Below are 26,080 nucleotides of genomic sequence, written 5' to 3'. Positions count from 1 at the left end.
CGCCGCCGGCGCGGATCGTTCAACCAGGATCCGCCGCCATGGCCTCCGCCACCAAGGCCCTCTTCGCCGCCGTCGCCGCCGTCGCCGCCGTCTCGATCGGCCTGCTGCTGCCCGTCCCGGGCGGCCGCCAGAGCCCGGACGCGCGCGGCCATTACGAGCTGATGGACGTGGGGAACTAGACTCCAGCGCGCTGTAAGACGGTGAAGTAATCGCCAGACGTCAGAGCCCCCAACGGTTGTCATCCCGGAAGCCTCGCAGAGGCTGTCCGGGACCCAGGGGACTGGGCTGATGCGGTGCGGTTCACCTGGGTCCCGGACAAGCGCTGCGCGCTTTCCGGGATGACAACTGCAAGGGCGACTGGCCCCTACGGCCTCGGCTGGGCCCGCAGATCCTCCGGCCTCGCCGCGCAACCCTTCAGGACCTGGCCGTTGATCGTCGCCTCGGCGCGGTAGCCGTACCGCCGGTCCGACATGCCGTCGGAACACGGTTCGGGCCGCAGCTTGAACACCAGCCCGCCCACGCCCCAGACGCCGACGTCGCCCTCGACACGCACGCCGGTGTTGGCGGCCGTGACGTCCGGCTGGCCGGCCCGCGACAGGGTCAAGCCGTCGGCCTGGATTCGTCCGCCCCAGAACGGCTCGGTCCCGACCAGCTGGAAGTCGCCGGAGAAGTCCGGTCCCGGCGGGGCCGAGGCCGGCGCGTCGGCCGGCGCGCTCGACGCCCCTTCCGAGGCCCCCATCGGCGCCTCCCCACACGCGGCGAGGCTGAAGATCAGGCAAAGGGCGGCGGCGGAACGAAGCATGGCGGCGCTATCCTCGGATGGGCGGCTCACGCTAGACTCCCCGCCCATGAATCGGAACGCCTCCCCGTCCTTCTACGAATTCTTCGCCGGCGGCGGGATGGCGCGCCTGGGCCTGGGCGAGGCCTGGACCTGCGCCTTCGCCAATGACTTCGACCCGGTCAAGGCCGCGACCTACCGCGCCAACTTCGCCGACGCGGGCGCCACGAACGGTGAAGGACACTTCCACCAGGGCGACGTCTGGAAGATCGCGCCGGCCGACCTCCCCGGACGCGCCGACCTGGCCTGGGCCTCCAGCCCCTGCCAGGACTTCAGCCTGGCCGGGGCCCGAGCCGGCCTTCAGGGCGGGCGGTCCTCGGCCTTCTTCGGCTTCTGGAAGCTGATGGAGGCCCTGGCCGCCGAAGGCCGCGCGCCCGATACGGTGGTGGTCGAGAACGTCGTGGGGCTGCTGACCTCGCACGGCGGCGCTGACTTCACCGCCCTGTGCCGCGCCCTGGCCGGCCAGGGTTATCGCTTCGGCGCCCTGGAGATCGACGCCGCCCGCTTCGTACCGCAGTCGCGGCCCCGGGTGTTCGTGGTCGCCACCCGCCTGCCGGTCGAGGGCCTGTCCGGTCCCAGCCCGTTCCACACCCGCGCCGTGCGCGAGGCCCAGGCCCGCCTGCCCGCCGACCTGCAAGACCTGTGGACCTGGTGGGGCCTGCCCCCCCCGCCGGCCCGCAACACCGACCTGGCCGCCTTGCTCGAACCCGACGACCAGGTGAGCTGGCGGACCGACGAGGCCACCCAGGCCCTGCTCGACCTGATGGCCCCCGCCCACCGCACCGCGGTCAACGCCCGCCTGGCCTCGGGCGAGCGGGCGGTCGGGGCGGTGTTCCGGCGGATGCGCGGCGGCGAGCAGCGGGCCGAGGTGCGGTTCGACGGCTTGGCCGGCTGTCTGCGCACGCCGCGCGGCGGCTCCTCGCGCCAGACCCTGCTGGTCATCGACCAGGGCCGGGTTCGCTCGCGCCTGCTCGGCCCGCGCGAGGGCGCCCGGCTGATGGGCCTGCCGGACGCCTACCGCCTGCCCCGCAGCGCCACCGCCGGCCTGCACGTGATCGGCGACGGCGTGGCCGCCCCAGTGGTGCGCTGGCTGGCCGAAGGCCTGCTGGCTCCGCTCGCCCTCAGGAAAACTGCGCCGCTCGCCGCCGAATGAGCCGCTGACACGTCAAAACCCACGGCCTAAGGTGCCTCAGGCCCTCGGCTGCAAACGCCACACCAAGCGAGACTTCCCATGGACGACGCCTCCTCGATCTACGACGCCGCGCGGTACAAGCGCGCCGGGCGCGGCAAGATCTACGACTCCATCCTCGACACGGTCGGCGACACGCCGCTGGTCCGCCTGCCCAACCTGACCGCCGAGCTGAAGCCCAAGGGCACGGTCGTGGCCAAGCTGGAGTTCTTCAACCCGCTGGCCTCGGTCAAGGACCGCATCGGCGTGGCCATGGTCGAATATCTGGAGGCCAAGGGCCTGCTGAAGCCGGGCGGCGTGATCGTCGAGCCGACCAGCGGCAACACCGGCATCGCCCTGGCCTTCGTGGCCGCCGCCAAGGGCTACAAGCTGACCCTGGTCATGCCCGAAAGCATGTCGATCGAGCGCCGCAAGATGCTGCTGCTGCTGGGCGCCAAGCTGGAGCTGACCCCGGCCGAGAAGGGTATGCGCGGCGCCGTGGCCCGGGCCCAGGAGATCATCGAGGCCACCCCCGGCGCGGTGATGCCCCAGCAGTTCGAGAACACCGCCAACCCGCTGATCCACCGCGTCTCGACGGCCGAGGAGATCTGGAACGACACCGCCGGCGCCGTGGACGCCGTGGTCTCGGGCGTCGGCACCGGCGGCACCATCTCGGGCGTCGGCCAGGTGCTGAAGGCCCGCAAGCCGTCGGTGAAGATGGTCGCCGTCGAGCCGGAGGCCTCGGCCGTCCTGTCGGGCGGCGCGCCCGGCCCGCACAAGATCCAGGGCATCGGCGCTGGCTTCGTGCCGGGCATCCTCGACCGTGGGGTGATCGACGAGATCATCCAGGTTTCGAACGACGACAGCTTCGCCATGGCCCGCAAGGCGGCCTCGACCGAAGGCCTGCCGGTGGGCATCAGTTCGGGCGCGGCCCTGACCGCCGCCTTCGACCTGGCCATGCGCGACGAGTACGCCGGCAAGCTGATCGTGGCGATCATCCCCAGCTTCGCCGAGCGCTACCTGTCGACGGCCCTGTTCGAGGGACTTTGATCCACCGCAGCGGCGGGGGCGTTTAGGACGCCATGAGCGACGTCTTCGACCCCGCCAAGCGCTCGGCCGTGATGGCCCGGGTCAAGAGCAAGGACACCAGGCCCGAGCTGCTGCTGCGCCGCGTGCTGACCGGCCTGGGCGCGCGCTATCGCCTGCACCGCAAGGACCTGCCCGGCTCGCCCGACGTGGCGATGCCGGGCCGGTGGCTGGCGATCTTCGTCCACGGCTGCTTCTGGCACGGCCACGACTGCCCCAGGGGCGCGCGCGTGCCCAAGGCCAACCGCGACTACTGGCTGGCCAAGGTGGCGCGCAACGTCGCCCGCGACGCTCGCAACCGCACCGACCTGGCCGCCGCCGGCTGGCGGGTGGAGACGGTGTGGGAGTGCGAGATGAAGGACCAGGAAGCGTTGAAGGAGCGGCTGGGCGGATTGCTTCATGAGACCGCGCCTCGGCGAACCCCCTCAGTCGCTTCGCGACAGCTCCCCCAAAGGGGGAGCATCTAGCGCGAACCAGATCCTCCCCCTCTGGGGGAGGTGGCCCGGAGGGCCGGAGGGGGTTTAGGCCGCCGCCCTCGACGCCCCGACAGACAGCACCTCGCCCAAGGCCGCGTGCAGCTGGCTGGGGTCGATCGGTTTGGCGACGTGGGCGTCCATGCCGGCCAAGCGGCAGGCGTCCCAGTCCTTGGCGGTGGCCGAGGCGGTGACGGCGATCACCGGGATGTGGCGGTTGGGCCCGTCGGTCGCGCGCAGCTGGCGCGTGGCGTCGCGGCCGTCCATGCCGGGCATGTAGACGTCCATCAGCATGACGTCGAACACCTCGGACGACAGCAGCTCCAGGGCCCGCTCGCCGGACTCGGCCAGGGTCGGCTGGATGCCGAACGACTGCAGCACCAGCTCCAGGGCCCGGCGGTTGACCATGTGGTCGTCGACCACCAGCACCCGCGCGCCGTCGATCATGGCGCCGCCGGCCCTGGCGTCCGGCGCCTGGGCGGCCTCGAGCCGGACCTCGAGCCGGAAGCGTGAGCCCTTGCCGGGCTTGCTGGTCGCCGTCAGGTCGCCGCCCATCAGCCGGGCCAGCTCGCGGCTGATCACCAGGCCCAGGCCCGAGCCGCCATGCTCGCGCGCCACGTTGGACGCCAGCTGGTCGAACGGGGTGAACAGCCGCGCCACCTGTTCGTCGGTCAGGCCCCGGCCGGTGTCGGCGACGACGGCCTCGAACACCAGGTGGCCGCCGGCCTCGCGCGCGGCCAGCCGCACGGTGACCGCGCCCCGGCCCGTGAACTTGATGGCGTTGGACAGCAGGTTGTTGAGCACCTGGCGCAGCCGCAGCGAGTCGCCGGCCACCCAGCGCGGCAGGCGGGCCGCGCCCTCGACCCGCAGGCGCAGGCCCTTCTTGTGGGCGTCGGGCCGCCACAGGCGCAGGGTGTCGGCCATGGCCTGGCGTAGGTCGAACGGGGCCTGCTCGACCGCCATCCGCCCGGCGTCCAGGCGCGACAGGTCCAGCAGGTCGTTGAGCAGGGTGCGCATCATCGCGCCGGCGTCGCCGATCAGTTGGGCGTGGGTCCGGGAGGCGGCGTCGAGCGCGTCGCCGTGCAGGCGGGCGGCCCCAGCCAGGATCGCGCTGATCGGCGTGCGCAGCTCGTGGCTGATCATGGCCACGAAGGCCGACTTGGCGGCGACGGCCTCCTCGGCCTCGTGGCGGCGGCGCTCGGCCTCCTCCTTGGCGGCGGCCTCGGCGCGCAGGGCCCGCTCCAGGGTGCGGGCGGCCACGAACACCGAGACGATCAGCAGCAGCACCCCGAACCACAGGGCGTTGGCCAGCGGCGCCTGCGGATTGGCCGCCCGGGCCACGAACGGCGCGGCCAGCAGATAGACCACGTGCGGCGTCGCGGCCGAAATCGTCGCCGACCTCAGGCTGGCGTTGACGACGATGACGTTCAGCAGGGCCCCGGCCAGCAGCAGCCCGCCCAGGGTCGGGGCGAAGCGCACGCTCGAGGCGAACAGCGGCAGCGACAGGAAGCCGAAGATGATCGAGGTGATCGCCGGCATGGCCGCCACGGCGAACCGCAGGACGCGGCCGGGATGGGGCTGGCGCAGCAGCCGGCGGATCAGGACCAGCTCGACCAGCTGGGCCGCCGCATAGGTCCCCACCCACAGCCAGGCCCAGCCGGCGTTCATGAAGACGTGCAGAATGAACGCGATCGTCACCGTGGCGACGACGCGCAGATAGAGGTTGCCGCGCCGCGCGCGCGCCGCGCTCATCTCTCCCGACCAATGCCGTTCGTCGCTCACACAGCCCCCCGTGCCCCGCGGCCCCCGCCACGCGTTGCAGAGCCCATAGCATGAAACATCGTCGCTAAGAGGGAGTGAAAAACCGGGGTTCGCTGACGCCTTTTCGGTCCGAAAAGCCGCAATTCGCGCTGATTTCGCGTCGCATCCGGGGATTTTTGCGCCCTGGCCAAGGCCAGGCTGGGATTTCTGGTCGCCCTTGCCTGGGCGTGTCAGGACGCGCGGTCGGGCGGGCGTCCCAGGGCGCGCTCCAGCGACAACAGGTCGCAACCGGCGACGTCGATCAGTTTCAGCCGCGCCCCGGCCCCCGCGGCGAGCGTCACCGACGACTTGGGAACGCCCAGCGTCTTGGCCAGGAAGGCGATCAGCGCCGTATTGGCCGCGCCCTCGACCGGCGGAGCGGCGACCCGCACCTTCAGATAGGGCCGCCCCTCGCCGTCGACCGCCCAGCCGTCGATCGCCTCGCGTCCGCCGCGCGGGGTGAGACGGACAGCCAGGCGGGTCGTCGAGGACATTTGAGCGCTAGTAGTAGCCGCCGCCGACCAGGCCGATCAGGGTCCGATGCAGGGCCGGCAACAGGATGGCCCGCACGCCGGTGATGATCAGCAGCACGATGATCGGGCTGATGTCGACACCGCCCAGCGGCGGGATGATCCGCTGGAACGGCCGCAGGATCGGCCCGGTCACCCGGTCGAGGAACGTGCTGATCTGGTAGATCGCCCGGTTGCGCAGGTTGATGATGTCGAAGGCCACCAACCAGCTCAGCACGGCCGAGATGATGATCGCCCACCACAGCAGGCTCAGCAGCGCGCCGGCGATGAAGAAGACGAAGTTGAGGATGGCGACCATGAGCTTCCCGTCCAGTGACATCGCTTCTTGCCGCGCCGCGACAGCCCTGGCAAGCGACCGCCGTCACGAGAGCCAACCGAGCGCTTGACGAGGCCGCCGCCCCAACGTATCTCCGCGCTTCCTTGGGGCCGTAGCTCAGATGGTAGAGCGCCTCGTTCGCAATGAGGAGGTCAGGGGTTCGATTCCCCTCGGCTCCACCAAGGACCCTTCCGACATCCGCTGACCGCCGCCTTGCCCGCTTTTTCGCGCGGCGCGGCTGATCGCGTCCGCGACCGCGGGCGGGTCTGGACAAGGCGAGGACGGCGCCCGACGGTCCGGTCCGTGAATCGGGAGGGCGCGTCTTGCGGATCGGAAAGCTGTTGCTGCTGTCGGCCGCCTGCGCGGCGCTGTCGGCGCCCGCCCTGGCCGCCGCGCCCGCCGGTGACCTGGCCCGGCAGCGCGCCGTCGCCGCCCGGGTGCAGATCGTCCGCGACGACTGGGGGATCGCCCACGTGCACGGCAAGAGCGACGCCGACGCGGTGTTCGGCATGGTCTACGCCCAGGCCGAGGACGACTTCAATCGCGTCGAGGCCAACTACCTGACCGCCCTGGGGCGCACGGCCGAGGCCGAGGGCGAGAAGGCGATCTGGCAGGACCTGCGGATGAGGCTGTTCGTCGATCCCGCCGACCTGCAAGCCCGCTACGCCAGGAGCCCAGCCTGGCTGAAGGCGCTGATGGACGCCTGGGCCGACGGGCTGAACTTCTACCTGGCGACCCATCCGGACGTGAAGCCGAAGGTCATCACGCACTTCGAGCCGTGGATGGCGCTGAGCTTCACCGAGGGCAGCATCGGCGGCGACGTCGAGCGGATCTCGCTGGGCGAGTTGGAGGCCTTCTACGGCCAGCCGCGGCTGCAGGCCTCGGCCCAGGTCAAGGCTCGCGAGCTGGCCCAGGCCGTGGAATTCCGCGAGCCCACCGGTTCGAACGGCTTCGCCATCGCCCCGTCCAACACGAAGGACGGCCACGCCCTGCTGCTGATCAACCCGCACACCTCGTTCTTCTTCCGCTCCGAACTGCAGATGACCAGCGACGCCGGGCTGAACGCCTATGGCGCGGCGACCTGGGGCCAGTTCTTCGTCTACCAGGGCTTCAACGCCCATGCCGGCTGGATGCACACCTCCAGCACCGTCGACGTGGTGGACGAGTTCGCCGAGACGATCGAGCGCGAGGACGGCAGGCTGGTCTACCGGTACGGCGCCGAGGAACGGCCGGTGACGACCTCGACCGTCGAGGTCGCCTACAGGATCGCCGATGGCGCGCTGGGACATCGAACCTTCACCGTCTATCGCACCCACCACGGTCCAATCGTCCGGGCGGCGGACGGCAAATGGATCGCCTTCGCCATGATGTACAAGCCGGTCGAGGCCCTGGAGCAGTCGTTCCTGCGCACCAAGGCGAACGATTACAAGAGCTTCCTGAAGGTCGCCGAGCTGAAGGCCAATTCGTCGAACAACACCCTGTTCGCCGACGACAAGGGCGAGGTCGCCTATCTGCACCCGCAGTTCATCCCCCGCCGCGACGACCGCTTCGACTACACCAGGCCGGTCGACGGTTCGGACCCGGCCACCGACTGGAAGGGCCTGCACGCCCTGTCCGAGGCGCCGCACCTGAAGAACCCACCCAACGGCTGGCTGATGAACACCAACAACTGGCCCTATTCGGCGGCCGGCCCCTACAGCCCCAAGCCCGCCGACTTCCCGCGCTACATGGACAGCGTCGGCGAGACGCCGCGCGGGGTTCACGCCACGCGGGTGCTGAGCGCGCGGAAGGACTTCACCCTGCCGACCCTGATCCAGGCGGCCTACGATCCCTACCTGACCGCCTTCGCCGACCTGGTCCCGACCCTGTCCAAGGCCTACGACCAGACGCCCGACGGCGATCCGGTCAAGGCGCGGCTGGGACCGCAGGTGGCGGCCTTGAAGGCCTGGGACCTGAAATGGTCGCAGGCCTCGACCGAGACCTCGCTGGCGGTGTTCTGGGGCGAGGCCCTGTGGGCGAAGTCGGCGGCCCAGGCCAAGGCGGAGGGCGTGTCGGTCTACGCCTACATGGCCGAGCGCACGACGCCGGCCCAGAAGCTGGCGGCCCTGGCCGAGGCCTCGGACCGCCTGACGGCCGACTTCGGCGACTGGCGCACGCCGTGGGGCCGGATCAACCGCTTCCAGCGCAACGACGGCGCCATCGTCCAGACCTTCGACGACGCCAAGCCCTCGACCCCCGTGCCCTTCACCTCGGGCCAATGGGGCTCGCTGGCCTCGTTCGGGGCCAGGCGCTATCCGGGGACGAAGAACTACTACGGGACCAGCGGCAACAGCTTCGTGGCCGTGGTCGAGTTCGGGCCCAGGGTGAAGGCCCTGGCCGTGTCGGCCGGCGGCGAAAGCGGCGATCCGGCCTCCAGGCACTTCGCCGACCAGGTCCAGCGCTATGCGAAGGGCGACCTGCGGACGGTCTATTTCTATCCGGACCAGCTGGCCGGCCATGTCGAGCGGACCTACCGGCCGGGCGAGATCAAGTGACGGACCAGGCTTGAGGCCGGCGTTTCGTCGACACTGTCGGTGAAATCGAAGATGGAAATCTCGGTCGGTATTGTGGGCCGGGTGTTTTCGATCGAAAAGTCGCGAACAGAAAAACAAGCCGATCGATGGCGTGGCCGAAAGATACCGCAGGGGGATGAAATCGTGAAACATTTGGGGATGAGGACCGCCGCCGCCGGCCTCTTGAGCCTGTTCCTGGCTCATGCCAGTTACGCCTTGCCGGCAACCCGCCCCGTGAAGGTGACCGGGGGTGCGATCGTGGGATCGCAAGACGGCGGCCTCAATGAATATTTCGGAATCCCGTTCGCGGCGCCGCCCCTGGGTGAACTCCGCTGGCGCGCGCCGCAACCCGTCGTCGCGTGGGAAGGGCAAAGGGCGACGCGGGAATTCTCAGCCGCATGCGCTCAGACGGCGACCTGGATTTCAATCCCCAAAAGCGAAGACTGTCTGTATTTGAACCTATGGGCGCCGGCCAAGGCCGAAAAACTGCCGGTCGTCGTGTGGATCCACGGGGGCGCCATGGACAGCGGCGCCGCCGCCGTGCCCGTGCAGAACGGCGCCAACCTGGCGAGGCGCGGGGCCATCGTGGTCACCCTCAGCTATCGCCTGGGCATATTCGGTTTCTATGCGTCTCCCGAACTGAGCGCCGAGTCGCCGGACCACGTGTCCGGAAACCAGGGCATTCTCGACCAGATCGCGGCCTTGCATTGGGTCAAGACGAACATCGCGGCCTTCGGCGGGGACCCCGATCGCGTGACGATCATGGGCAACTCCTCGGGGGGCGAGTCGGTCGCGCTGCTGGTCGCGTCTCCCCTGGCCAAGGGCCTGTTTCAGCGCGCCATCGCCGAGAGCGGAAACGATGCGATGCCGATCAACCCCGAGGACGACCACCGCTTCGACCAGAAGTCGGTCGCCGAAGCAAAAGGCCTGGCCTTCGCCAAGGCCGTCGGCGCGGAACGTCTGGCGGATCTGCGCAAGCTGAGCGTCGAGGACCTGCAGAAGCAGGCATGGCTGCCACGCGTCTATGTCGACGGGCGCCTGCTGCGCTCGGATCTGACCACCACCTATCGCGATCGCGGTCAGAACGACGTGCCCCTGCTGGTGGGATGGACCGCCGAGGAAGGCAAGGACCTGATCGGGTTCTACCTGGACCCCCGTGCGTCCACCTCCGCCGGACGCCGCGACCAGATGGCCAAGCTCCTGGGCCATCCGCCGTCCGATCGCCTGCTGGCCGCCTATCCCGGCGCGACCGATTCCGAGGCCGCCGCCTCCATCAACCAACTGACCAACGACTGGTGGGGCTGGCGCATGGAGCACTGGGCCGCCCTGCAGGCGAAATTCGGCCGCTCCAAATCGTATGTCTACTACTTCGCACACCGTCCGGCGGAACCGCCGACGCCCTGTTCCTGGGGCTGTGGCGCCGGCCACGGCGTCGACGTCCAGTACATGTTCGACAATCTCGCCGTGGACCCGCGGTCCTGGACCGCGGAAGATCGGCGATTGGCGGATCGGCTGGCCGACACCGTGGTTCAGTTCGCGCGAACAGGAAGCCCGACGGGCGATGGGCTGCCGGCCTGGCCGGCGTTCGATGGGTCGAGGGCGTCCATACTGCCGATCGGGAACGACGCCGAACTCCAGGCGCATCCGCTGCCGGATTTCTCGGTTTTTTCGCAACGGGCGGAGACGACGCCCCCAACCCGATCGGCCCCCGCGGCCCCTCGAAAGTAGGCCGTGGCCGAGAACGGCGTTTGCTGACGCCCGACTTGGGTCGAAAGCGGATCCAGCAAAAAAGCCCCGCCGTCGCCGGCGGGGCTTTGTCGTGCCGCAAGGCCGTGAACCCTAGCCTTCGCGCTTGTCGCGCTTGGCCAGGACGCGCAGGCGCAGGGCGTTGAGCTTGATGAAGCCGCCGGCGTCGCGGTGGTCGTAGGCGACCTTGCCCTCCTCGAAGGTGACCAGGTCCTGGTCATAGAGGCTGTAGCGGCTGGTGCGGCCGATGACGGCGACGTTGCCCTTGTAGAGCTTGACCCGCACCTGGCCGGTGACCTTCTGCTGGCTGTAGTCGATGGCCGCCTGCAGCATCTCGCGCTCGGGGGCGAACCAGAAGCCGTTGTAGACCAGCGATGCGTATTTCGGCATCAGCTCGTCCTTCAGGTGCATGGCGCCGCGGTCCAGGGTGATCGACTCGATGCCGCGGTGGGCGGCCAGCAGGATCGTGCCGCCCGGGGTCTCGTAGACGCCGCGCGACTTCATGCCGACGAAGCGGTTCTCGACCAGGTCCAGCCGGCCGATGCCGTTGTCGCGACCCAGTTCGTTCAGCTTGGTCAGCAGGGTGGCCGGGCTCATCGCCACGCCGTCGATGGCGACGGGGTCGCCCTTCTCGAAGTCGATGGTGATGACCGTCGGCTTGTCGGGGGCGTCCTCCGGCGCGATCGTGCGCATGTGGACGAACTCGGGGGCCTCGACCGCCGGGTCTTCCAGGACCTTACCCTCGGACGAGCTGTGCAGCAGGTTGGCGTCGACGCTGAACGGGGCCTCGCCGCGCTTGTCCTTGGCGATCTGGATCTGGTGCTTTTCGGCGAACTCCAGCAGGGCCTCGCGGGACTTGAAGTCCCATTCACGCCACGGGGCTATCACATGGATGTCGGGCTCCAGGCCATAATAGCCCAGCTCGAAGCGGACCTGGTCGTTGCCCTTGCCGGTCGCGCCGTGGCTGACGGCGTCGGCGCCGGTCTTGCGGGCGATCTCGATCTGCTTCTTGGCGATCAGCGGGCGGGCGATCGAGGTGCCCAGCAGGTACTGGCCCTCATAGACCGTGTTGGCCCGGAACATCGGGAACACGAAGTCGCGGACGAACTCCTCGCGCACGTCCTCGATGAAGATGTTCTCCGGCTTGACCCCGGCGGCCAGGGCCTTGGCGCGCGCCGGCTCGATCTCTTCGCCCTGCCCCAGGTCGGCGGTGAAGGTGACGACCTCCGCCCCGTACTCGGTCTGCAGCCACTTGAGGATGATCGAGGTGTCGAGACCGCCCGAATAGGCGAGCACGACCTTCTTCACGGGCTTGCCAGCCATGAGGGGGTCCTTCCGGGAAACACAAAGTCGCAGCGTGTTTCTCCGCCGGAGAAACACAAGGTCGCGGGGCGTTTAGCGCGGTTTCGCGACGATTGAAACGGCGTCGCGCGACAAGGGCGGCGTCAGAGCTTGATCTGGCCTTCGGCGGCCAGCTGGTTGAGGGCGCGGCGCACCTGGGTCAGGTGAACCACCGCGAAGATCGCCGCCACGATGGCGCGCACACACAGCAGGATGATCCCGACGTCCAGGCTTGTCGGCCGGCGGCTCTCGACCAGCAGCCACAGGCTGAGCAGGAAGGCGAAGGTCGGCAGCGAAGCCAGGGCCACGGCGCGCGGCGCCCGCAACACGGTCTGGCCCGAAGGCGCCCACAGCACCGGCACCAGCACGTCCTTGACCTTGCCCCAGGCCATGCGCGAGGCGCCGCCCATGATCGACAGGGCCAGCAGCCACAGCACGTCGCCGATGACGCCGAGGATGTTCATCCTACACCGTCACCTGCGCGCCCAGCTCGACCACGCGGCCGGGCGGGATCTTGAAGAAGTCGGTCGGGTTGGTGGCGTTCTTCATCAGGAAGATGAAGATCCGGTCCTGCCACAGCGGCATGCCGCTGTTGGCCGACGGCACGATCGAGCGGCGGCCCAGGAAGAAGCTGGTGGCCATGATGTCGAACTTCAGGCCCTGCTGCTTGCGCAGGATGGCCAGGGCCTTGGGCACGTTCGGGCTTTCCATGAAGCCGTAGAAGATCTCGACCTTCTTGAAGTCGGCGTTGATCGCCTGGGTGCGGACGCGATCCTCGTCGGCGACCCGCGGCGTCTCGGCCGTGCGGACGGTCAGGATGACGTTGCGCTCGTGCAGGACCTTGTTGTGCTTGAGGTTATGCATCAGGGCGACGGGGGTCATGTCCGGGTCGGAGGTGAGAAAGATCGCCGTGCCCGGGGCGCGGTGCGGGGCGCGGGCCCGCAGGATCTCCATCAGGTCGACCAGCGGCACGCTGTCGCGGCGGGTCTTGTCGGTCAGGATCTGGGCGCCGCGCGTCCAGGTCCACATGACCAGCACCAGCACCGCGCCGAAGGCCAGGGGCAGCCAGGCGCCGTCCGGGATCTTCAGCATGTTCGAGGCGATGAACACCAGGTCGATCATCGCCAGCGGGATCAGCAGGGCGGCGGTCTGCCAGAGGTTCCACTTCCACACCAGGCGCAGCACCACATAGGCCAGCAGGGTGTCGACGAACATCGCCCCGGTCACGGCGATGCCGTAGGCGCTGGCCAGCCTGTGCGAGCTTTGGAACATCACCAGCAGGACCAGCACGCCGACCAGCAGGAAGGTGTTGACGGCCGGAACGTAGATCTGGCCGGCCTGGGTCTCGGAGGTGCGCTTGATGTCCAGGCGCGGCAGCAGGCCCAGCTGCACCGCCTGCTGGGTCATCGAGAAGGCGCCGGTGATCACCGCCTGGCTGGCGATCACCGTGGCCACCGTGGCCATCAGCAGCACGGGCCAATAGGCGAAGGTCGGCACCATGTCCCAGAACGGGTTGTGCCGCGAGGCCGGGTGGTCCAGCACCAGCGAGCCCTGGCCCAGATAGTTCAGGGCCAGGCAGGGGAAGGCCAGCCACAGCCAGGCGGCGCGGATCGGGCCTTTCCCGAAATGGCCCATGTCGGCGTACAGCGCCTCGGCGCCGGTCACCGCCAGGAACACGCTGCCCAGGATCACGAAGCCCAGGAAGCCGTTCTCGAGCAGGAAGCGCACGCCGTACCAGGGATTGAAGGCGCGCAGGATCGACAGGTCGTCCACCAGGTGGAACAGGCCCAGGGCCCCCAGGATCAGGAACCAGGCGGCCATGACCGGTCCGAACAGGGCGGCCATCCGGTGGGTGCCCTTGGCCTGGACCAGGAACAGCGCCACCAGGATCCCGGCCGAGATCGGCAGGATGTAGGGCGTCAGGGCGTGGCCGACGTGCGGCGCGTCCTTCATGCCCTCGACCGCCGACAGCACCGAGATCGCCGGGGTGATGATGCCGTCGCCGTAGAACAGCGCCGCGCCGATCACGCCCAGGAAGAACACCGCGGTCGAGCGCCGGTTGCCGACTTTGCCCAGCGCCCTCTGGGCCAGGGCCATCAGGGCCAGGGTGCCGCCCTCGCCCTTGTTGTCGGCCCGCATGAAGAAGATCACGTACTTGATCGTGACGAACAGGGTCAGAGTCCACAGCACCAGCGACACCACGCCCAGCACGGCGTGCTCGGTGGCGGTGGTGCTGCGCGAATGAGCCAGGGCCTCGCGCATCGCGTACAGCGGACTGGTGCCGATGTCGCCGAACACCACGCCCACCGCGCCGAGCGCGAGGGCGAGGAAGCCGTGCCCTTTCAGGTCATGGCCGGCTTGCGGAGGGACGTCACATGAGGCGGCGCTTTCGGGAGCGGGGGCGCCAGAGGCTTCGGAAGCCATTCAATCCCTCCGGGGTCGCCCTCGCAAAACGCGGTGCGGAGCCCCATATCGATCAAGCGGGGCGCGATACACCCAATCCCGTCCCGGTTCAATCGCGACCTGCCGCCGAACCGCGGTGACAGTTTTTGGTTGAACGCACGAGCGACGCCCTTAGGGTCCTGCCATAGAAAAATGTCTGACAGTCAGAAATTCCCCGTCGCCGCGCACGCCCTGGCCTATCTGGCGCACAAGAGCGCCTTTTCGGCCGACCGCGCCGTGGCCAGCGCGGAGCTCGCCGCCTCGGTCCCGACCAACCCGGTCGTGGTGCGTCGCGTGACGGCCATGCTGGGCAAGGCGGGGCTGATCGGCGCGCGCGCCGGCGCCAACGGCGGGGCCTGGCTGCTGAAGCCGCCCGAGACCATCACCCTGGACGTCGTGCTGCGGGCCGTGAACGGCTGCGCCCACCTGGGCGTCGCCCCCAAGGGCGTCAAGGGCTGCCCGGTCGGCGAGAAGATCCCCGACGCCGTGCGCGGGGCGATGATCGCCGCCGACACCGCCGTCGCCGACCGCCTGTCGCAGATCTCGGTCGCCGACCTGCTCAACAGCGCCTCGGTCGAGGCGGCGGCTTAAGCGCTCCCCCAAACGTTTTCCTGGATCGGCGGCCCGAGCGCGCGGCGGGCGGCCGCCTGTTCGGCCGCGTTTTTATCCGCGCTGAATCGGCCCGCAGAATAACTGCATCAACATCTGTTGCCGATCCTCCTGGAAAGTCGCGGCGGGCGCCATATGTAATCGCCACGGTTTCAGTTGCGAGACCGCGAAACATTTTCAGGGCTCACCACCATGACCAAGGTCGCCATCGTTTATCACTCGGGTTACGGCCACACCGCCGTCCTGGCCGACAAGATCGCCGAGGGCGTCCGCGACGCCGGCCAGACTCCCGTGGTGCTGAAGATCGACAACGCCGCCCAGGACTTCGCGCCGATCATCGAAGAGATCACCGCCGCCGACGCCGTGGTGTTCGGCGCCCCGACCTACATGGGCGACGTCTCGGGCGTGTTCAAAGTGTTCGCCGACGCCACCGCCGGGGTGTTCTTCACCGGCGCGTGGAAGGACAAGCTGGCCGCGGGCTTCACCAATTCGCACAGCTTCGCCGGCGACAAGGGCCACGCCCTGGAAAGCCTGACCATCCTGGCGGCCCAGCACGGCATGAACTGGGTGAACCTGGGCCTGGCCCCTCCCGGCGTGATCGCCGCCGAACGCGGGCCCGACACGATCAACCGCGTCGGCTCGTTCATTGGCCTGGCCGGCCAGTCCGACAACGCCTCGCCCGAGATCAGCCCGCCGGCTGGCGACCGCGAGACCGCCCGCCTGTTCGGCGTCCGCATCGCCGAGGCCGCCGTACGCTGGACGCGCGGCGCCCAGCCGGCCCTCAGCGAGGCGGCCTAACACGACAAGCTCCGTCCTTCCTGATCCCCCAGCCCGAAGGACGGGCCCGCGGCGCTCCGGCGCCGCCGAGGGGGCGCTTGAGCCCGAGCGCCCCCTCCCCCTCTCCTCACCCGCGTAGCGGGGGAGGTGGCGCGCTGTGAATACGCAGCGTGACGAAGGGGCGTCTCGCGCACGTGCTTGAACCAAATCGGCGGTCGTGCTTCGTCTCGGTGACGTTTGCAGTTGCCTGGACACACGCCGCATGGCCCGCCGTCTCGCCCTGATCACCGGCGCCTCCGCCGGCATCGGGGCCGCCTTCGCCCGCATCTACGCCAGCCACGGCTACGACGTGGCCCTGACCGCGCGCCGGCTGGACCGGCTGGAGGCCCTGGCCGCCGAGATCCGCCTGCGGTTCGGCGTCGAAGCCTATCCGATCGCCGCCGACCTGGCCCAGCCCGACGCCGTCGACCAGGTGCTGGCCGCCATCGAGGCCGAGGGCCGGGTGGTCGACGCCCTGGTCAACAACGCCGGCTACGGCCTGCCCGGCGCCTACGCCCAGACGACCTGGGCCGACCAGAGCGCTTTCCTGCAGGTGCTGCTGGTCTCGGTCTGCGGCCTGACCCACAAGGTGCTGCCAGGCATGGTCGAGCGCGGCTTCGGCCGGATCGTCAACGTCGCCTCCCTGGCCGGCCTGGCCCCCGGCGCGGCCGGCCACACCCTCTATGCGGCGACCAAGAGCTTCCTGGTGAAGTTCTCCCAGAGCCTGCACCTGGAGACGCAAGGCGCCGGCGTCCACGTCAGCGCCCTGTGCCCAGGCTTCACCTATTCGGAATTCCACGACGTCAACGGCACCCGCGCCCAGGTCAGCCAGAGCCTGCCGACCTGGCTGTGGCTGGGCGCCGACGAGGTGGCCGCCGCCGGCTACGAGGCGGCCGAGGCCAACCGCGCCATCTGCGTGCCGGGTTCGCCCAACAAGGCCATCGCCGTGCTGGCCAAGCTGATCCCCGACGACTGGGCCCTGGCCCTGATGGCCAGCCAGGGATCGCGGTTCAGGAAGGTTTAGACGGCTTCTGAAGGCGGGGACACACACTCGCCCCCGCGCCTATCGAGAGAACTCACCCACGCCGTGCGGCGAGTGTGTGTCCCCAGTTTGGTCCCAGTTTGGTCCGCTATCGATGATCCGCGTACGGCGCCTTGGCGTCGGCCCGGATCAGGCCCCGCGTCGCGTCGCCCACGCCGATCAGCACGAACTGCACCGCCAGGGCGCAGAGGATCAGGCCCAGCACCCGCACCACGATGCTCATACCGATCCGGCCCAGCACCCGGCTGATGATCGGCGAGGCCCAGAAGGTGGCGACCAGCACCACCGCGACGGCCGCGATCACCCCGCAGCCGATGGCCATGCCGGCCAGGCCGAAGCTCTTGGCCTCGCTGGCGTAGATGATCACCGTCGAGATCGCGCCCGGCCCGATCAGCAGCGGCATGGCGAACGGCACGATCAGCCGCTCGAACCGCTGCTTGGCGTAGACCCGCGCCGACTGGCCCTCGATTCCCTCGGCCGCGTCGGCGAACATGGTGGTGAAGTCGTCGCGCACCATGTCCAGGCCCAGGATGAACAGGATGATGCCGCCGGCGATGCGGAAGGCCGGCATCGAGATGCCGAAGAACTCCAGCAAACCGACGCCGGTGAAGTAGAAGAAGATCAGGAAGGCGGCGACGAACAGGCCGATATAGACCGCCACCATCCGCCGGCCGGCGGCGGCCGCGCCCAGGGTCGCGGCGGCGAACAGCGGCACGTTGCCGATCGGGTCGATCAGGGCGAACAGGGCGACGAAGAAGTTGACGGCGAGCTCGGCCTGGCTCATTCGGGGTGCTTAGCTTTCAATTCGCGCGGATCCGCACCCTTCTTAGGGTGATGCGACCCCGCGCGCCACACCCCGGGAAACGCCCATGACCCCCAAACTCCTGGCAGATCCGCGCCTGATCCTGCCGCTCGACCTGCCCAGCGTCGCCGAAGCCCGAGCGATGGTCGACACGCTGGGCGACGCGGTGTCGTTCTACAAGATCGGGCTGGAGCTGCTGGCCACCGACGGCATGGCCCTGGCGCGCGACCTGAAGGGCGAGGGCAAGTCGATCTTCCTGGACTGGAAGCTGCACGACATCGGCGCGACCGTGGAACGGTCGGCCCGGGTGCTGGCCGGGGCCGGCTGCGACCTGCTGACCGTCCACGCCGAGCCGCAGGTGATGCAGGCCGCCGTCAAGGCCAAGGGCGGCTCGGACCTGAAGATCCTGGCCGTCACCGTGCTGACCAGCCTGAACGACGCCGACCTGATCGAACTTGGTTATGCTTTTTCGGCCCGCGACCTGGTCGCCCGGCGCATCCGTCAGGCCGTGGACTGCGGCGTCGACGGCATCGTCTCCTCGCCGCACGAGGCCGCCCTGGCCCGCGAGATCGCCGGACCCGACTTCCTGGTGGTGACCCCCGGCGTGCGCCCCTTCTGGTCGGCCAAGAACGACCAGGTCCGCGCCGCCACCCCGGCCGACGCCCTGAAGGCCGGCGCCAGCCACCTGGTCTGCGGCCGCCCGATCACGGCGGCCAACGACCCGCGCGAGGCGGCCCTGAAGGTGGTCGCGGAGATGGCGGAAGCCTGAACCGAAAACAGGACTCGAACCGGCGCCCGCGAGGCGCGGTCCGAACCGCGCGACAAAATGGCGCGCCGGCCGCTTTGCCCCGAGCAGCTCGTGGCGAATTTCGAACCTTGACCATGCCGCTATGGCGTTCGAGCGCCGCGGACTCTGCGTCCGCGGCGCTCTGCTTTTGGCCTACGCCCAACCGGAGCCCCGGCAACCGCCCATCTATACTGGCATATGCCAGCATTTTCGCGGCTATGTTTAGTAAGATCGTAGCAAGTCTCGATCTATACACTTTGTAGAAGCGAGCATGATTGGGTACTTTCGGCCAGGTTGCAGATCTTAACGCTACATTATACTTCAGTAACTGCAGATTAATCACGAAGATCTACTCATCGTTCAGGCCAAAAGCCTAGACCCTCCGGTGTTCGGAGGGGTACATGCCTAAATACATCACCGCCAAGGGGCTCGAGCTGACGCTCTCGGGCGCGGCCAGCAACTGGGTGGCCAACAGCTCGGCCAAGGAAACCCAGCTCGGATCGAGCAGGAACGACGTGTTCCACGGCTCGGGCGGCGACACCCTGATCGGCGGAGCGGGCGACGACACCTACTACCTGTGGGACAGCGCCTCGGTCGTGGTCGAGAAGGCCGGCGAAGGCGTCGATACCGTCGACGCCCGGTTCTGGGGCCCGGCGACGCTGGCGGCGAACGTCGAGAACCTGCTGCTGAACTCCCCCGGCTCGACGGCGGGAACCGGCAACGCCCTCAACAACATCATCGTCGCCGGCGCGGTCGGCGCGACGCTGAACGGCCTGGCCGGCGACGACGTGCTGGTTGGCGGCGCGGGCGCGGACCTGTTCAAGGTCGCCGCCGGCAACGGCTCCGACGCGATCATGAACTTCAAGCCCGGCAGCGACGTCATCCAGCTGGGCGGCTATGGCGTCAGCACCTTCGCCCAACTTCAGGCCGTGGCCACCCAGAGCGGCGCCGACGTCAAGCTCGGCTTCGCCAATGGCGAGACCCTGGTGATCCGCGACGTCGCCCTGTCCAGCCTGACCGCCTACGACTTCGGCCTGAAGGCCGACCCCGTCGCCATTCCCGCCGGCTATTCCCAGCTGACGGGCCCCGGCGCGGCCTGGACGGCCCACGGCTGGTACGTCCTCAACAACGTCTGGAACCCCGGCGACCTCGTCTACAAGACGGATTACGTGATCGACAGCGCCTACAGCGCCTCGGACATGACGGCCAAGACCACCTTCAACTGGTCCTTCCCCGTCGTCACCGAACCCTACCCGACCATCCGCGCCTATCCCGAAGTGATCTTCGGCCCGGCTCCGATGAGCGGCGGTCACAAGGCCAGCGACATCGGCGGCGTCTTCCCGGTCCAGGTGAGCACGCTGAGCCAACTCACCGCCGACTACGACGTCAGCTACAAGGGCAACACCAGCGGCTTCAACGTCTCGTTCGACATCTGGCTGACCGACACGCCCAACGGCGGCGCCGACACCATCACCAGCGAGGTGATGGTCTGGGTGCACAAGGGCGGCTTCGATCCCACGGGGGAGGTCGTCGGGACCTATTCCAACGGTTCGGTCACCGGCAAGATCTACGCCAGCAAGGCCGGCGACTGGACCTACACCGCCGTGGTCCTGGACGCCGACACGCCCAAGGGCCAGATCGACATCGCCAGCATCCTCAAGACCCTGGAGGGGCTGAAGCTGGTCTCCTCGGCGGACTACGTCGCTTCGGTCGAGCTGGGCGCCGAGGTCGTGTCGGGCGCCGGTTCGCTGACCATCAACAACCTGGACCTCGACGTTCGGGCCCACAACACGGACGGCTCGACCAAGGTCATGCACGTCGAGGGTTCGGGCACGACCACGACGACGATCCTGGCCAGCCCCGACCCTGTCGCCACGCCGGAGAAGGCGCTGGACCTGTCCGGCGACGACACCTTCACCTACGACCGCGCGGTCGCCGCCATCAGCGGCGGCGCGGGCCATGACACCCTGGTCCTGAAGGCGTCCGCCACGGTCAATCTCGGCGACGCGGTCAACCAGGTGGCGGGTGGAACCGCCGTGGTCACCGGCTTCGAGGACGTCGACGCCTCGGCCGCCAGCGGCGCCGTCGTCCTGACCGGATCGGCCGCCGACAACAGGCTGATCGGCGGAGCCTATGCCGACGTCCTGACGGGCGGCGGCGGCGCGGACATCCTGAGCGGCGGCGCGGGCGCCGACTCGCTCGACGGCGGAACCGGTTCGGACCAGCAGCGCGGCGAGGCGGGCGACGACCGTATCGTCTACGACGCCGCAGACACCGTCATCGACGGCGGGGCCGGTCGCGACACCCTGGTGCTGAACACCGCCGCCACGGTGAACCTGGGCAACTTCTCGACCACCCAGATCAGCGGCGGATCGGCCTATGTCGCGGGCTTCGAGGACGTCGACGCCTCGGCGGCCAACGGGGCGGTTGTCCTGAACGGCTCGCAGTTCAACAACACCCTGACTGGCGGAGCCTTCGCCGACACCCTGATGGGCGGAGCGGGCTTCGACATCCTCAAGGGCGGACTGGGCAATGACTTCCTCGACGGCGGGGCCGACGCCGACCAGGTGCGCGGCGAGGCCGGCGATGACCGCATCGTCTACGACGCCGCCGACACGGTCATCGACGGCGGGGCCGGTCGCGACACCCTGGTCCTCAAGGCGGCGGCCGTCGTGCATCTGGAAAACTTCTCGTCCAGCCAGGTCACCGGCGGCTCGGCCTATGTCTTGGGCTTCGAGGACGTCGACGCCACGAACGCCGCCGGCGGGGTCACCGTCACCGGCTCGCAGTTCAACAACACCCTGACCGGCGGAGCCTTCGCCGACACCCTGAGGGGCGGAGCGGGTTTCGACGTGCTCAAGGGCGGACTGGGCAATGACTTCCTCGACGGCGGCGCCGACGCAGACCAGCTACGCGGCGAGGCCGGCGACGACCGCATCGTCTACGACGCCGCCGACACCGTCATCGACGGCGGGGCCGGCCGCGACACCCTGGTGCTCAACACCGCCGCCACGGTGAACCTGAGCGCCTTCTCGTCCAGCCAGGTCGTCGGCGGAACCGCCTATGTGTCGGGCTTCGAGGACGTCGACGCCTCGGGCGCCACCGCGGCGGTCAGGCTGAACGGATCGGCGTTCAACAACACCCTGATCGGCGGAAGCGGCGCCGACACCCTGGCCGGGGGCGCGGGCTTCGACACCCTGACCGGCGGCGCGGGCTCGGACCTGTTCGTGTTCGGCGCTTTCAACCCAGGCGACGTCGACAAGATCACCGACTTCTCGCACGCCCAGGGCGATCGCATCGACCTGTCGGCCATCGACGCGGTGGTCGGCGGCCTCGACGACCCGTTCGCCTTCATCGGCCAAAGCGCCTTCCACCACGTGGCCGGCGAGGTCCGCTACGGCGCTGCCGCCGGGGGCCTGATGGTCCAGGCCGACGTCAACGGCGACGGCTTAGCGGACTTCTCGATCCTGGTGGCCAACACCACCTCGCTGGTCCACGGCGATTTCATTCTGTAGCCAGGGCTAGAAATCGACCGCGACCCCCTTGCGCTCCCAGTCGCCGAACCGCGTCGGCTCGGGCCCGTCGCGGCCGCCCTCCTCGGTCGGCAGCGTGGCGGCGTGGTCGGCCGCGCGGCGGGCGGCGGCCTCTTCCAGGGCGCGGCGGGCGGCGGGGCTGAGCGGCTTGTCGGGCGCCGCGCCGGGCGGCAGATCGGTCTCGGACATGACCGCCTTCCTAGCACCGTCGACGCCAAAAAGCTTGCGCTCGTCGTCGCCTCGGGGCACGGCGGGCGGGTGACTCAGGAACTCAATGACGGCCTCCCGGCACGGGAAGGCGCCCTCGCCCTCATCGACGCGGCCCTGTCGCGGCGCGGCGGCCTCGACGAAGCCGCCTCGGCCAACGCCTTCCGCTTCCTCGAACCGCGGGAGCGGGCCTTCGCGCGCGCCCTGGCCATGGCCGCCCTGCGCCACCTGGGCCCCATCGACCGCGCCCTGGCCGGCAAGCTGGCCAAGGAGCCGCCGCCGCGCGTGCGCAACCTGCTGCGCCTGGGCGCCACCCAGGCCTTCTTCCTGGAGGTTCCGGCCTTCGCCGCCGTGGCCACCAGCGTCGAGCTGGCCGGCGTCAACAAGGCCAGCCGCCCGTTCAAGGGCCTGGTCAACGCCGTGCTGCGCGGCCTGCTGCGCGACGGCCCGCCCTCGGCGGAGCCCGAACATCTGGCGCCGCCGTGGCTCTACGCTCGCTGGGTCGGCGCCTGGGGCAAGGAGACCGCCGACGCCGTCGCCGCCCAGATCGGCTTCGAGCCCGCCACAGACCTGTCGCTGAAGCCTGGCGTCGACGCCGCCGCCCTGGCCGCCGAACTGGAAGGCGAGATCCTGCCCGGCGGCACGCTGCGCACCGAGCGCCGGGGCGACGTCTCGGCCTGGCCGGCCTTCGATGACGGGGTCTGGTGGGTGCAGGACGCCGCCGCCGCCATCCCCGCCCGCCTGCTGGACGTCCAGCCCGGCCAGACCGCCCTGGACCTGTGCGCCGCGCCCGGCGGCAAGACCCTGCAGCTGGCCGCCGCCGGCGCGGCCACCGTCGCCGTCGACCGCTCGGCGCCCCGTCTGCAGCGCGTCACCGAGAACCTGGCCCGCCTGAAGCTGGCCGCCGAGGTGGTCGCCGCCGACGCCGGAGCCTGGGAGGACGACCGGACCTTCGACGCCGTGCTGCTGGACGCCCCGTGCTCGGCCACCGGCACCTTCCGCCGCCATCCCGACGTGCTGTGGGCCGCCCGCCCCGGCGACGTGGCCAGCCTGGCCGCCGTCCAGAGCCGCCTGCTCGACAGCGCCGCCGGCCGGCTCAAGCCCGGCGGCCGCCTCGTCTACTGCGTATGCTCGCTTGAACCCGAAGAGGGCGAGGCCCAGGTCGAGGCCTTCCTGGCCCGCCGCCCGGATATCGCCCTGGACCCGATCGCCCCGGAGGAAGGCGGCGCCCCGGCCGCCAGCCTGACGCCGCGCGGCACGCTGCGGATCCTGCCGCATCACCGCGAAGGCGGGCTGGACGGCTTCTTCGCGGCGCGGTTCGTGAAGGTCTGAGTCTCAAGGCTGTCATCCCGGACAAGCCCGGCGAAAGCCGGGCGCAGATCCGGGACCGCCGCACGCGCCGAGTTCACGCGTCGGTCCCGGATCTTCGCGCTGCGCGCTCGTCCGGGATGACAAGTTTTGGGGAAGTGTGAAAGCAGCGCCCCCACACGACAACGGGCTCGCTTGTGGCGCGAGCCTTAGCCCGCTAAGCCATGGACATGACCGCGCCGCTGATCGCCCCGTCCATTCTCGCCTCCGACTTCGCCAAGCTGGGCGAAGAGGTCGCCGCCATCGAGGCGGCCGGCGCCGACTGGGTGCATGTCGACGTCATGGACGGCCATTTCGTGCCCAACATCACCCTGGGCCCGGACATCGTCAAAGCCATCCGGCCGCACGCCAGCATCCCGTTCGACGTCCACCTGATGATCAGCCCGGCTGATCCGTACCTGGAGGCGTTCCGCGCCGCCGGCGCCGACCTGATCAGCATCCATCCCGAGGCCGGCCCGCACCTGCACCGCTCGCTCAAGCGCATCCGCGAGCTGGGGGCCAAGGCCGGGGTGGTGTTCAACCCCTCGACCTCGATCGACCACGTCGAGTGGATCCTGGAAGACGTCGACCTGCTGCTGGTGATGTCGGTCAACCCCGGCTTCGGCGGCCAGAGCTTCATTCCAGGCCAGCTGCGCAAGGTCGAGGCCCTGCGCCGGATGGTCGACAAGGCGGGCGCGGACATCATCATCGAGGTCGACGGCGGCGTCACCCCGGTCACGGCCCCGCAATGCGTGGCGGCGGGAGCCACGGCCCTGGTCGCCGGCTCGGCGGTGTTCAAGGGCGGACCGTCGGCCTATGCCGACAACATCCGCGCCCTGAAGGGGGGCTGATCCAGCGGCATGGAGGGGGCTCCAGAGACAGGTTCCGCCCGCAAGACCTCCGCCCTGGCCGGCGGCCCTAAAGCCCGTGGTCGCGGCAGGCGCACCCGGGGGGTGTTCCTCAAGGCTCTGGGCGCGGCGATCAAGGGCAACGTCGAACGCGAGTGGTTCGGCTCGCCGCCGCACCGGGCGCTGATCAGCCGGCCGCGCCCGGTCGGCCTGGCCGGCCATCCGCACGACCCCCGCCCCGTCGACGCCGAGCGCGGCCGCCAGCTGCTGGAAGGCCTGATGGTGCTGGACGGCGGCGCCCTGCGGCTGGGCGAGACCGGCGACCCGTTCGACCAGCCCAGCCCGACCCGCCAGTTCGCCACCGCCCTGCACGGCTTCGACTGGCTGCCGCACCTGCTGGCGGCCGGCCCGGGCTCGGCTCGGCTGGCGCTGCGGCTGCTGCAGGACTGGCGGCGGGTGTTCGGAACCTGGAACGAATTCTCATGGAGCGGCGAGCGCCTGGAACGGCGCACCTTCCACCTGGCCTGCGCGGCTCGCGCCCTGTCGCCCGAGGCGTCCGACGCCGAGATCTCGGCCATGGCCCTGGACATCGCCCGCGGCGCGCGCCAGCTGCTCAAGGCCTCCGACGCCCCCGAGCGCAAGCTGGAACGGGCGGCGGTCGCGACCATCGCCGGCTGCGCCCTGACCGGCAAGGCCAGCGACCGGCTGATGGCCCGGGGGCTGAAGCGGGTGATCGCCCTGCTGGAGGCGACCGTCCTGCCCGACGGCGGCCACGCCAGCCGCTCGCCGGAGGCGGGGCTGGAACTGCTGTTCGACCTGCTGACCCTCGACGACGCCCTGGGCCAGCGCGGCCGCCCCGCGCCCGAGGGCCTGAGCCGCGCCATCGACCGCCTGAGCGCGTCGGTGCGGTTCTTCACCCTGGCCGACGGCTGCCTGGCGGCCTTCCAGGGCGGCGAAGCGGTCGAGGCGCGCCGGATCGCGGCGGCCCTGGCCCATGACGACCATGGCCCGCGCCCGCCCGAGACCGCCCCGCACGTCGGTTACCAGAAGATGCAGGGCGGCAGCCTCCAGGTGATGGCCGACGCCGGTCCGCCGGCCGTCGGCCCGCTCAGCGTCGCCGCCTGCGCCCAGCCGGCCGCGGTCGAGATCGTCTTCGGCAAGGACCGGCTGATCACCAGCTGCGGCTGGAGCCCCGAGGCGACCGGGGCCAACGCCTTCCGGCTGTCGGACGCCGCCTCGACCGTGTCGGTGGGCGACGGCTCGGCCGGACGACCGCTGTCGGGCTGGCGCGCCCGGGCCCTGGGGCCGTGGCTGATCGACGGCGCCGCCGAGGTCGAGATCAAGCGGCACGACGCCGATACCGGCGTCTGGCTGGACATCGTCCACGACGGCTGGCGGCGGCTGGGCCTGACCCACGCCCGGCGTCTCTATCTGGACATCAAGGCCGACGAACTGCGTGGCGAGGACAGCCTGATCCCGATCGGCTCGGCCAATCCCGACGGCCCGCGCCGCTACCTGCCCTTCTCGGTCACCTTCCACCTGCACCCGGACGCCCGGGCCTCGCTGGCCCGCGACGGCAAGAGCGTGCTGATCAAGGGCCCGTCCAATGTCGGCTGGTGGCTGCGCAACGACGCCGTCGACGTCAGCATCGCCCCCTCCGCCCATTTCGACCACGGTCACGTCCGGCGGGCCGGCGCCATCGTGCTCAAGAGCCAGGTCCGCCCCGAGAAGGGGGCCAAGATCCGCTGGAAACTGGCCCGCGCGGCGGACCACTAGGATCGGGCAAGGCTGCGACAT

Annotated in this window: 23 protein-coding genes and 1 tRNA gene; 15 read left to right on the top strand and 9 right to left on the bottom strand. The window is 70.0% G+C overall.

All coding sequences use genetic code 11. The features are described 5' to 3' along the window. Window positions 1–38: 38 nt before the first annotated feature. Window positions 39–179, top strand: coding sequence for a hypothetical protein (locus ACSQ2G_RS09750; protein ID WP_436030352.1), 141 nt, complete (start codon window positions 39–41; stop codon window positions 177–179). A gap of 185 nt (window positions 180–364) precedes the next feature. Here ACSQ2G_RS09750 and ACSQ2G_RS09745 read toward each other — a convergent pair whose 3' ends face one another. After that, complete coding sequence (locus ACSQ2G_RS09745; RefSeq protein WP_436030350.1) at window positions 365–802, bottom strand: hypothetical protein; 438 nt, start codon at window positions 800–802, stop codon at window positions 365–367. Window positions 803–848: 46 nt separating this feature from the next. Between ACSQ2G_RS09745 and ACSQ2G_RS09740 the strand changes: the two genes are divergently transcribed. The 3 genes from ACSQ2G_RS09740 to ACSQ2G_RS09730 all read left to right on the top strand — a co-directional run bounded on the left by ACSQ2G_RS09740 (window position 849) and on the right by ACSQ2G_RS09730 (window position 3,559). Then, window positions 849–1,991, top strand: a complete 1,143-nt coding sequence (locus tag ACSQ2G_RS09740; protein WP_436030348.1) for a DNA cytosine methyltransferase — start codon at window positions 849–851, stop codon at window positions 1,989–1,991. A 78-nt stretch (window positions 1,992–2,069) separates the two neighbouring features. After that, a complete protein-coding gene (gene cysK, locus ACSQ2G_RS09735; protein WP_436030346.1) occupies window positions 2,070–3,056 on the top strand; it encodes a cysteine synthase A in 987 nt (328 codons plus the stop codon). Window positions 3,057–3,088: 32 nt separating this feature from the next. Next, window positions 3,089–3,559, top strand: coding sequence for a very short patch repair endonuclease (locus ACSQ2G_RS09730; protein ID WP_436030344.1), 471 nt, complete (start codon window positions 3,089–3,091; stop codon window positions 3,557–3,559). A gap of 54 nt (window positions 3,560–3,613) precedes the next feature. Here ACSQ2G_RS09730 and ACSQ2G_RS09725 read toward each other — a convergent pair whose 3' ends face one another. The 3 genes from ACSQ2G_RS09725 to ACSQ2G_RS09715 form a co-directional block, all read right to left on the bottom strand. Continuing rightward, on the bottom strand, window positions 3,614–5,317 hold the full coding sequence (locus ACSQ2G_RS09725; protein WP_436030343.1) for an ATP-binding protein: 1,704 nt from the start codon (window positions 5,315–5,317) through the stop codon (window positions 3,614–3,616). A 239-nt stretch (window positions 5,318–5,556) separates the two neighbouring features. Beyond that, complete coding sequence (locus ACSQ2G_RS09720; protein ID WP_436030341.1) at window positions 5,557–5,859, bottom strand: DUF167 family protein; 303 nt, start codon at window positions 5,857–5,859, stop codon at window positions 5,557–5,559. 7 nt (window positions 5,860–5,866) lie between these two features. Next, on the bottom strand, window positions 5,867–6,193 hold the full coding sequence (locus ACSQ2G_RS09715) for a YggT family protein (RefSeq protein WP_436030339.1): 327 nt from the start codon (window positions 6,191–6,193) through the stop codon (window positions 5,867–5,869). 124 nt (window positions 6,194–6,317) lie between these two features. Here ACSQ2G_RS09715 and ACSQ2G_RS09710 point away from each other — a divergent pair. From ACSQ2G_RS09710 to ACSQ2G_RS09700, 3 genes are all read left to right on the top strand, one after another. Next, window positions 6,318–6,393, top strand: a tRNA-Ala gene (locus ACSQ2G_RS09710). Between the two features lie 141 nt (window positions 6,394–6,534). Further along, on the top strand, window positions 6,535–8,745 hold the full coding sequence (locus ACSQ2G_RS09705) for a penicillin acylase family protein (protein ID WP_436030337.1): 2,211 nt from the start codon (window positions 6,535–6,537) through the stop codon (window positions 8,743–8,745). A gap of 39 nt (window positions 8,746–8,784) precedes the next feature. Continuing rightward, window positions 8,785–10,491, top strand: a complete 1,707-nt coding sequence (locus tag ACSQ2G_RS09700; protein ID WP_436030335.1) for a carboxylesterase/lipase family protein — start codon at window positions 8,785–8,787, stop codon at window positions 10,489–10,491. Window positions 10,492–10,602: 111 nt separating this feature from the next. On the opposite strand, the gene ACSQ2G_RS09695 is transcribed toward ACSQ2G_RS09700, so the two are convergent. The 3 genes from ACSQ2G_RS09695 to ACSQ2G_RS09685 form a co-directional block, all read right to left on the bottom strand. Then, window positions 10,603–11,832 (bottom strand): argininosuccinate synthase, encoded by a 1,230-nt coding sequence (locus ACSQ2G_RS09695; RefSeq protein WP_436030333.1) that lies wholly within the window; start codon window positions 11,830–11,832, stop codon window positions 10,603–10,605. Window positions 11,833–11,954: 122 nt separating this feature from the next. Next, a complete protein-coding gene (locus tag ACSQ2G_RS09690) occupies window positions 11,955–12,314 on the bottom strand; it encodes a hypothetical protein (RefSeq protein WP_310082878.1) in 360 nt (119 codons plus the stop codon). Window position 12,315: 1 nt separating this feature from the next. Beyond that, a complete protein-coding gene (locus ACSQ2G_RS09685; RefSeq protein ID WP_436030331.1) occupies window positions 12,316–14,274 on the bottom strand; it encodes a potassium transporter Kup in 1,959 nt (652 codons plus the stop codon). A 171-nt stretch (window positions 14,275–14,445) separates the two neighbouring features. On the opposite strand from ACSQ2G_RS09685, the gene ACSQ2G_RS09680 reads away from it, so the two are divergent. The 3 genes from ACSQ2G_RS09680 (at window position 14,446) to ACSQ2G_RS09670 (ending at window position 16,741) form a co-directional block, all read left to right on the top strand. Beyond that, window positions 14,446–14,883 carry an Rrf2 family transcriptional regulator gene (locus ACSQ2G_RS09680; RefSeq protein WP_028038899.1) on the top strand — a complete coding sequence of 146 codons (438 nt, stop codon included), beginning with the start codon at window positions 14,446–14,448 and terminating at the stop codon, window positions 14,881–14,883. A 210-nt stretch (window positions 14,884–15,093) separates the two neighbouring features. Next, the gene (locus ACSQ2G_RS09675) at window positions 15,094–15,699 is read left to right on the top strand and encodes a flavodoxin family protein (RefSeq protein WP_436030328.1); all 606 of its coding nucleotides are present in this window, start codon (window positions 15,094–15,096) and stop codon (window positions 15,697–15,699) included. Window positions 15,700–15,940: 241 nt separating this feature from the next. Next, window positions 15,941–16,741 (top strand): SDR family NAD(P)-dependent oxidoreductase, encoded by an 801-nt coding sequence (locus ACSQ2G_RS09670; protein WP_436030326.1) that lies wholly within the window; start codon window positions 15,941–15,943, stop codon window positions 16,739–16,741. A 106-nt stretch (window positions 16,742–16,847) separates the two neighbouring features. Here the strand turns inward: ACSQ2G_RS09670 and ACSQ2G_RS09665 are convergent, their stop codons facing one another. Further along, window positions 16,848–17,543 carry a MarC family protein gene (locus ACSQ2G_RS09665; protein WP_436030325.1) on the bottom strand — a complete coding sequence of 232 codons (696 nt, stop codon included), beginning with the start codon at window positions 17,541–17,543 and terminating at the stop codon, window positions 16,848–16,850. 85 nt (window positions 17,544–17,628) lie between these two features. Between ACSQ2G_RS09665 and pyrF the strand changes: the two genes are divergently transcribed. Both pyrF and ACSQ2G_RS09655 read left to right on the top strand, forming a co-directional pair. Next, a complete protein-coding gene (gene pyrF, locus ACSQ2G_RS09660) occupies window positions 17,629–18,330 on the top strand; it encodes an orotidine-5'-phosphate decarboxylase (protein ID WP_436030323.1) in 702 nt (233 codons plus the stop codon). A 419-nt stretch (window positions 18,331–18,749) separates the two neighbouring features. After that, window positions 18,750–21,863, top strand: a complete 3,114-nt coding sequence (locus tag ACSQ2G_RS09655; protein WP_436030321.1) for a GH12 family glycosyl hydrolase domain-containing protein — start codon at window positions 18,750–18,752, stop codon at window positions 21,861–21,863. A gap of 6 nt (window positions 21,864–21,869) precedes the next feature. Here ACSQ2G_RS09655 and ACSQ2G_RS09650 read toward each other — a convergent pair whose 3' ends face one another. Beyond that, complete coding sequence (locus ACSQ2G_RS09650; protein WP_028038906.1) at window positions 21,870–22,070, bottom strand: DUF1674 domain-containing protein; 201 nt, start codon at window positions 22,068–22,070, stop codon at window positions 21,870–21,872. A 69-nt stretch (window positions 22,071–22,139) separates the two neighbouring features. Here ACSQ2G_RS09650 and ACSQ2G_RS09645 point away from each other — a divergent pair, with 69 nt between their 5' ends. The 3 genes from ACSQ2G_RS09645 (at window position 22,140) to ACSQ2G_RS09635 (ending at window position 26,059) form a co-directional block, all read left to right on the top strand. Further along, window positions 22,140–23,420, top strand: coding sequence for an RsmB/NOP family class I SAM-dependent RNA methyltransferase (locus ACSQ2G_RS09645; protein ID WP_436030318.1), 1,281 nt, complete (start codon window positions 22,140–22,142; stop codon window positions 23,418–23,420). A gap of 206 nt (window positions 23,421–23,626) precedes the next feature. Further along, window positions 23,627–24,286: a ribulose-phosphate 3-epimerase gene (gene rpe, locus ACSQ2G_RS09640; protein ID WP_310082887.1), complete on the top strand. Its 660-nt coding sequence runs from the start codon at window positions 23,627–23,629 to the stop codon at window positions 24,284–24,286. Window positions 24,287–24,295: 9 nt separating this feature from the next. Then, window positions 24,296–26,059 carry a heparinase II/III family protein gene (locus tag ACSQ2G_RS09635; RefSeq protein ID WP_436030316.1) on the top strand — a complete coding sequence of 588 codons (1,764 nt, stop codon included), beginning with the start codon at window positions 24,296–24,298 and terminating at the stop codon, window positions 26,057–26,059. The last annotated feature ends 21 nt before the right edge of the window (window positions 26,060–26,080 follow it).

Origin of the sequence: Caulobacter sp. LjRoot300 (genome assembly GCF_964253875.1) — a bacterium.
GTDB lineage: Bacteria > Pseudomonadota > Alphaproteobacteria > Caulobacterales > Caulobacteraceae > Caulobacter.
The sequence above is the reverse complement of the archived record's forward strand: the minus strand, read 5'-3'. Positions and strand labels throughout refer to the sequence as shown.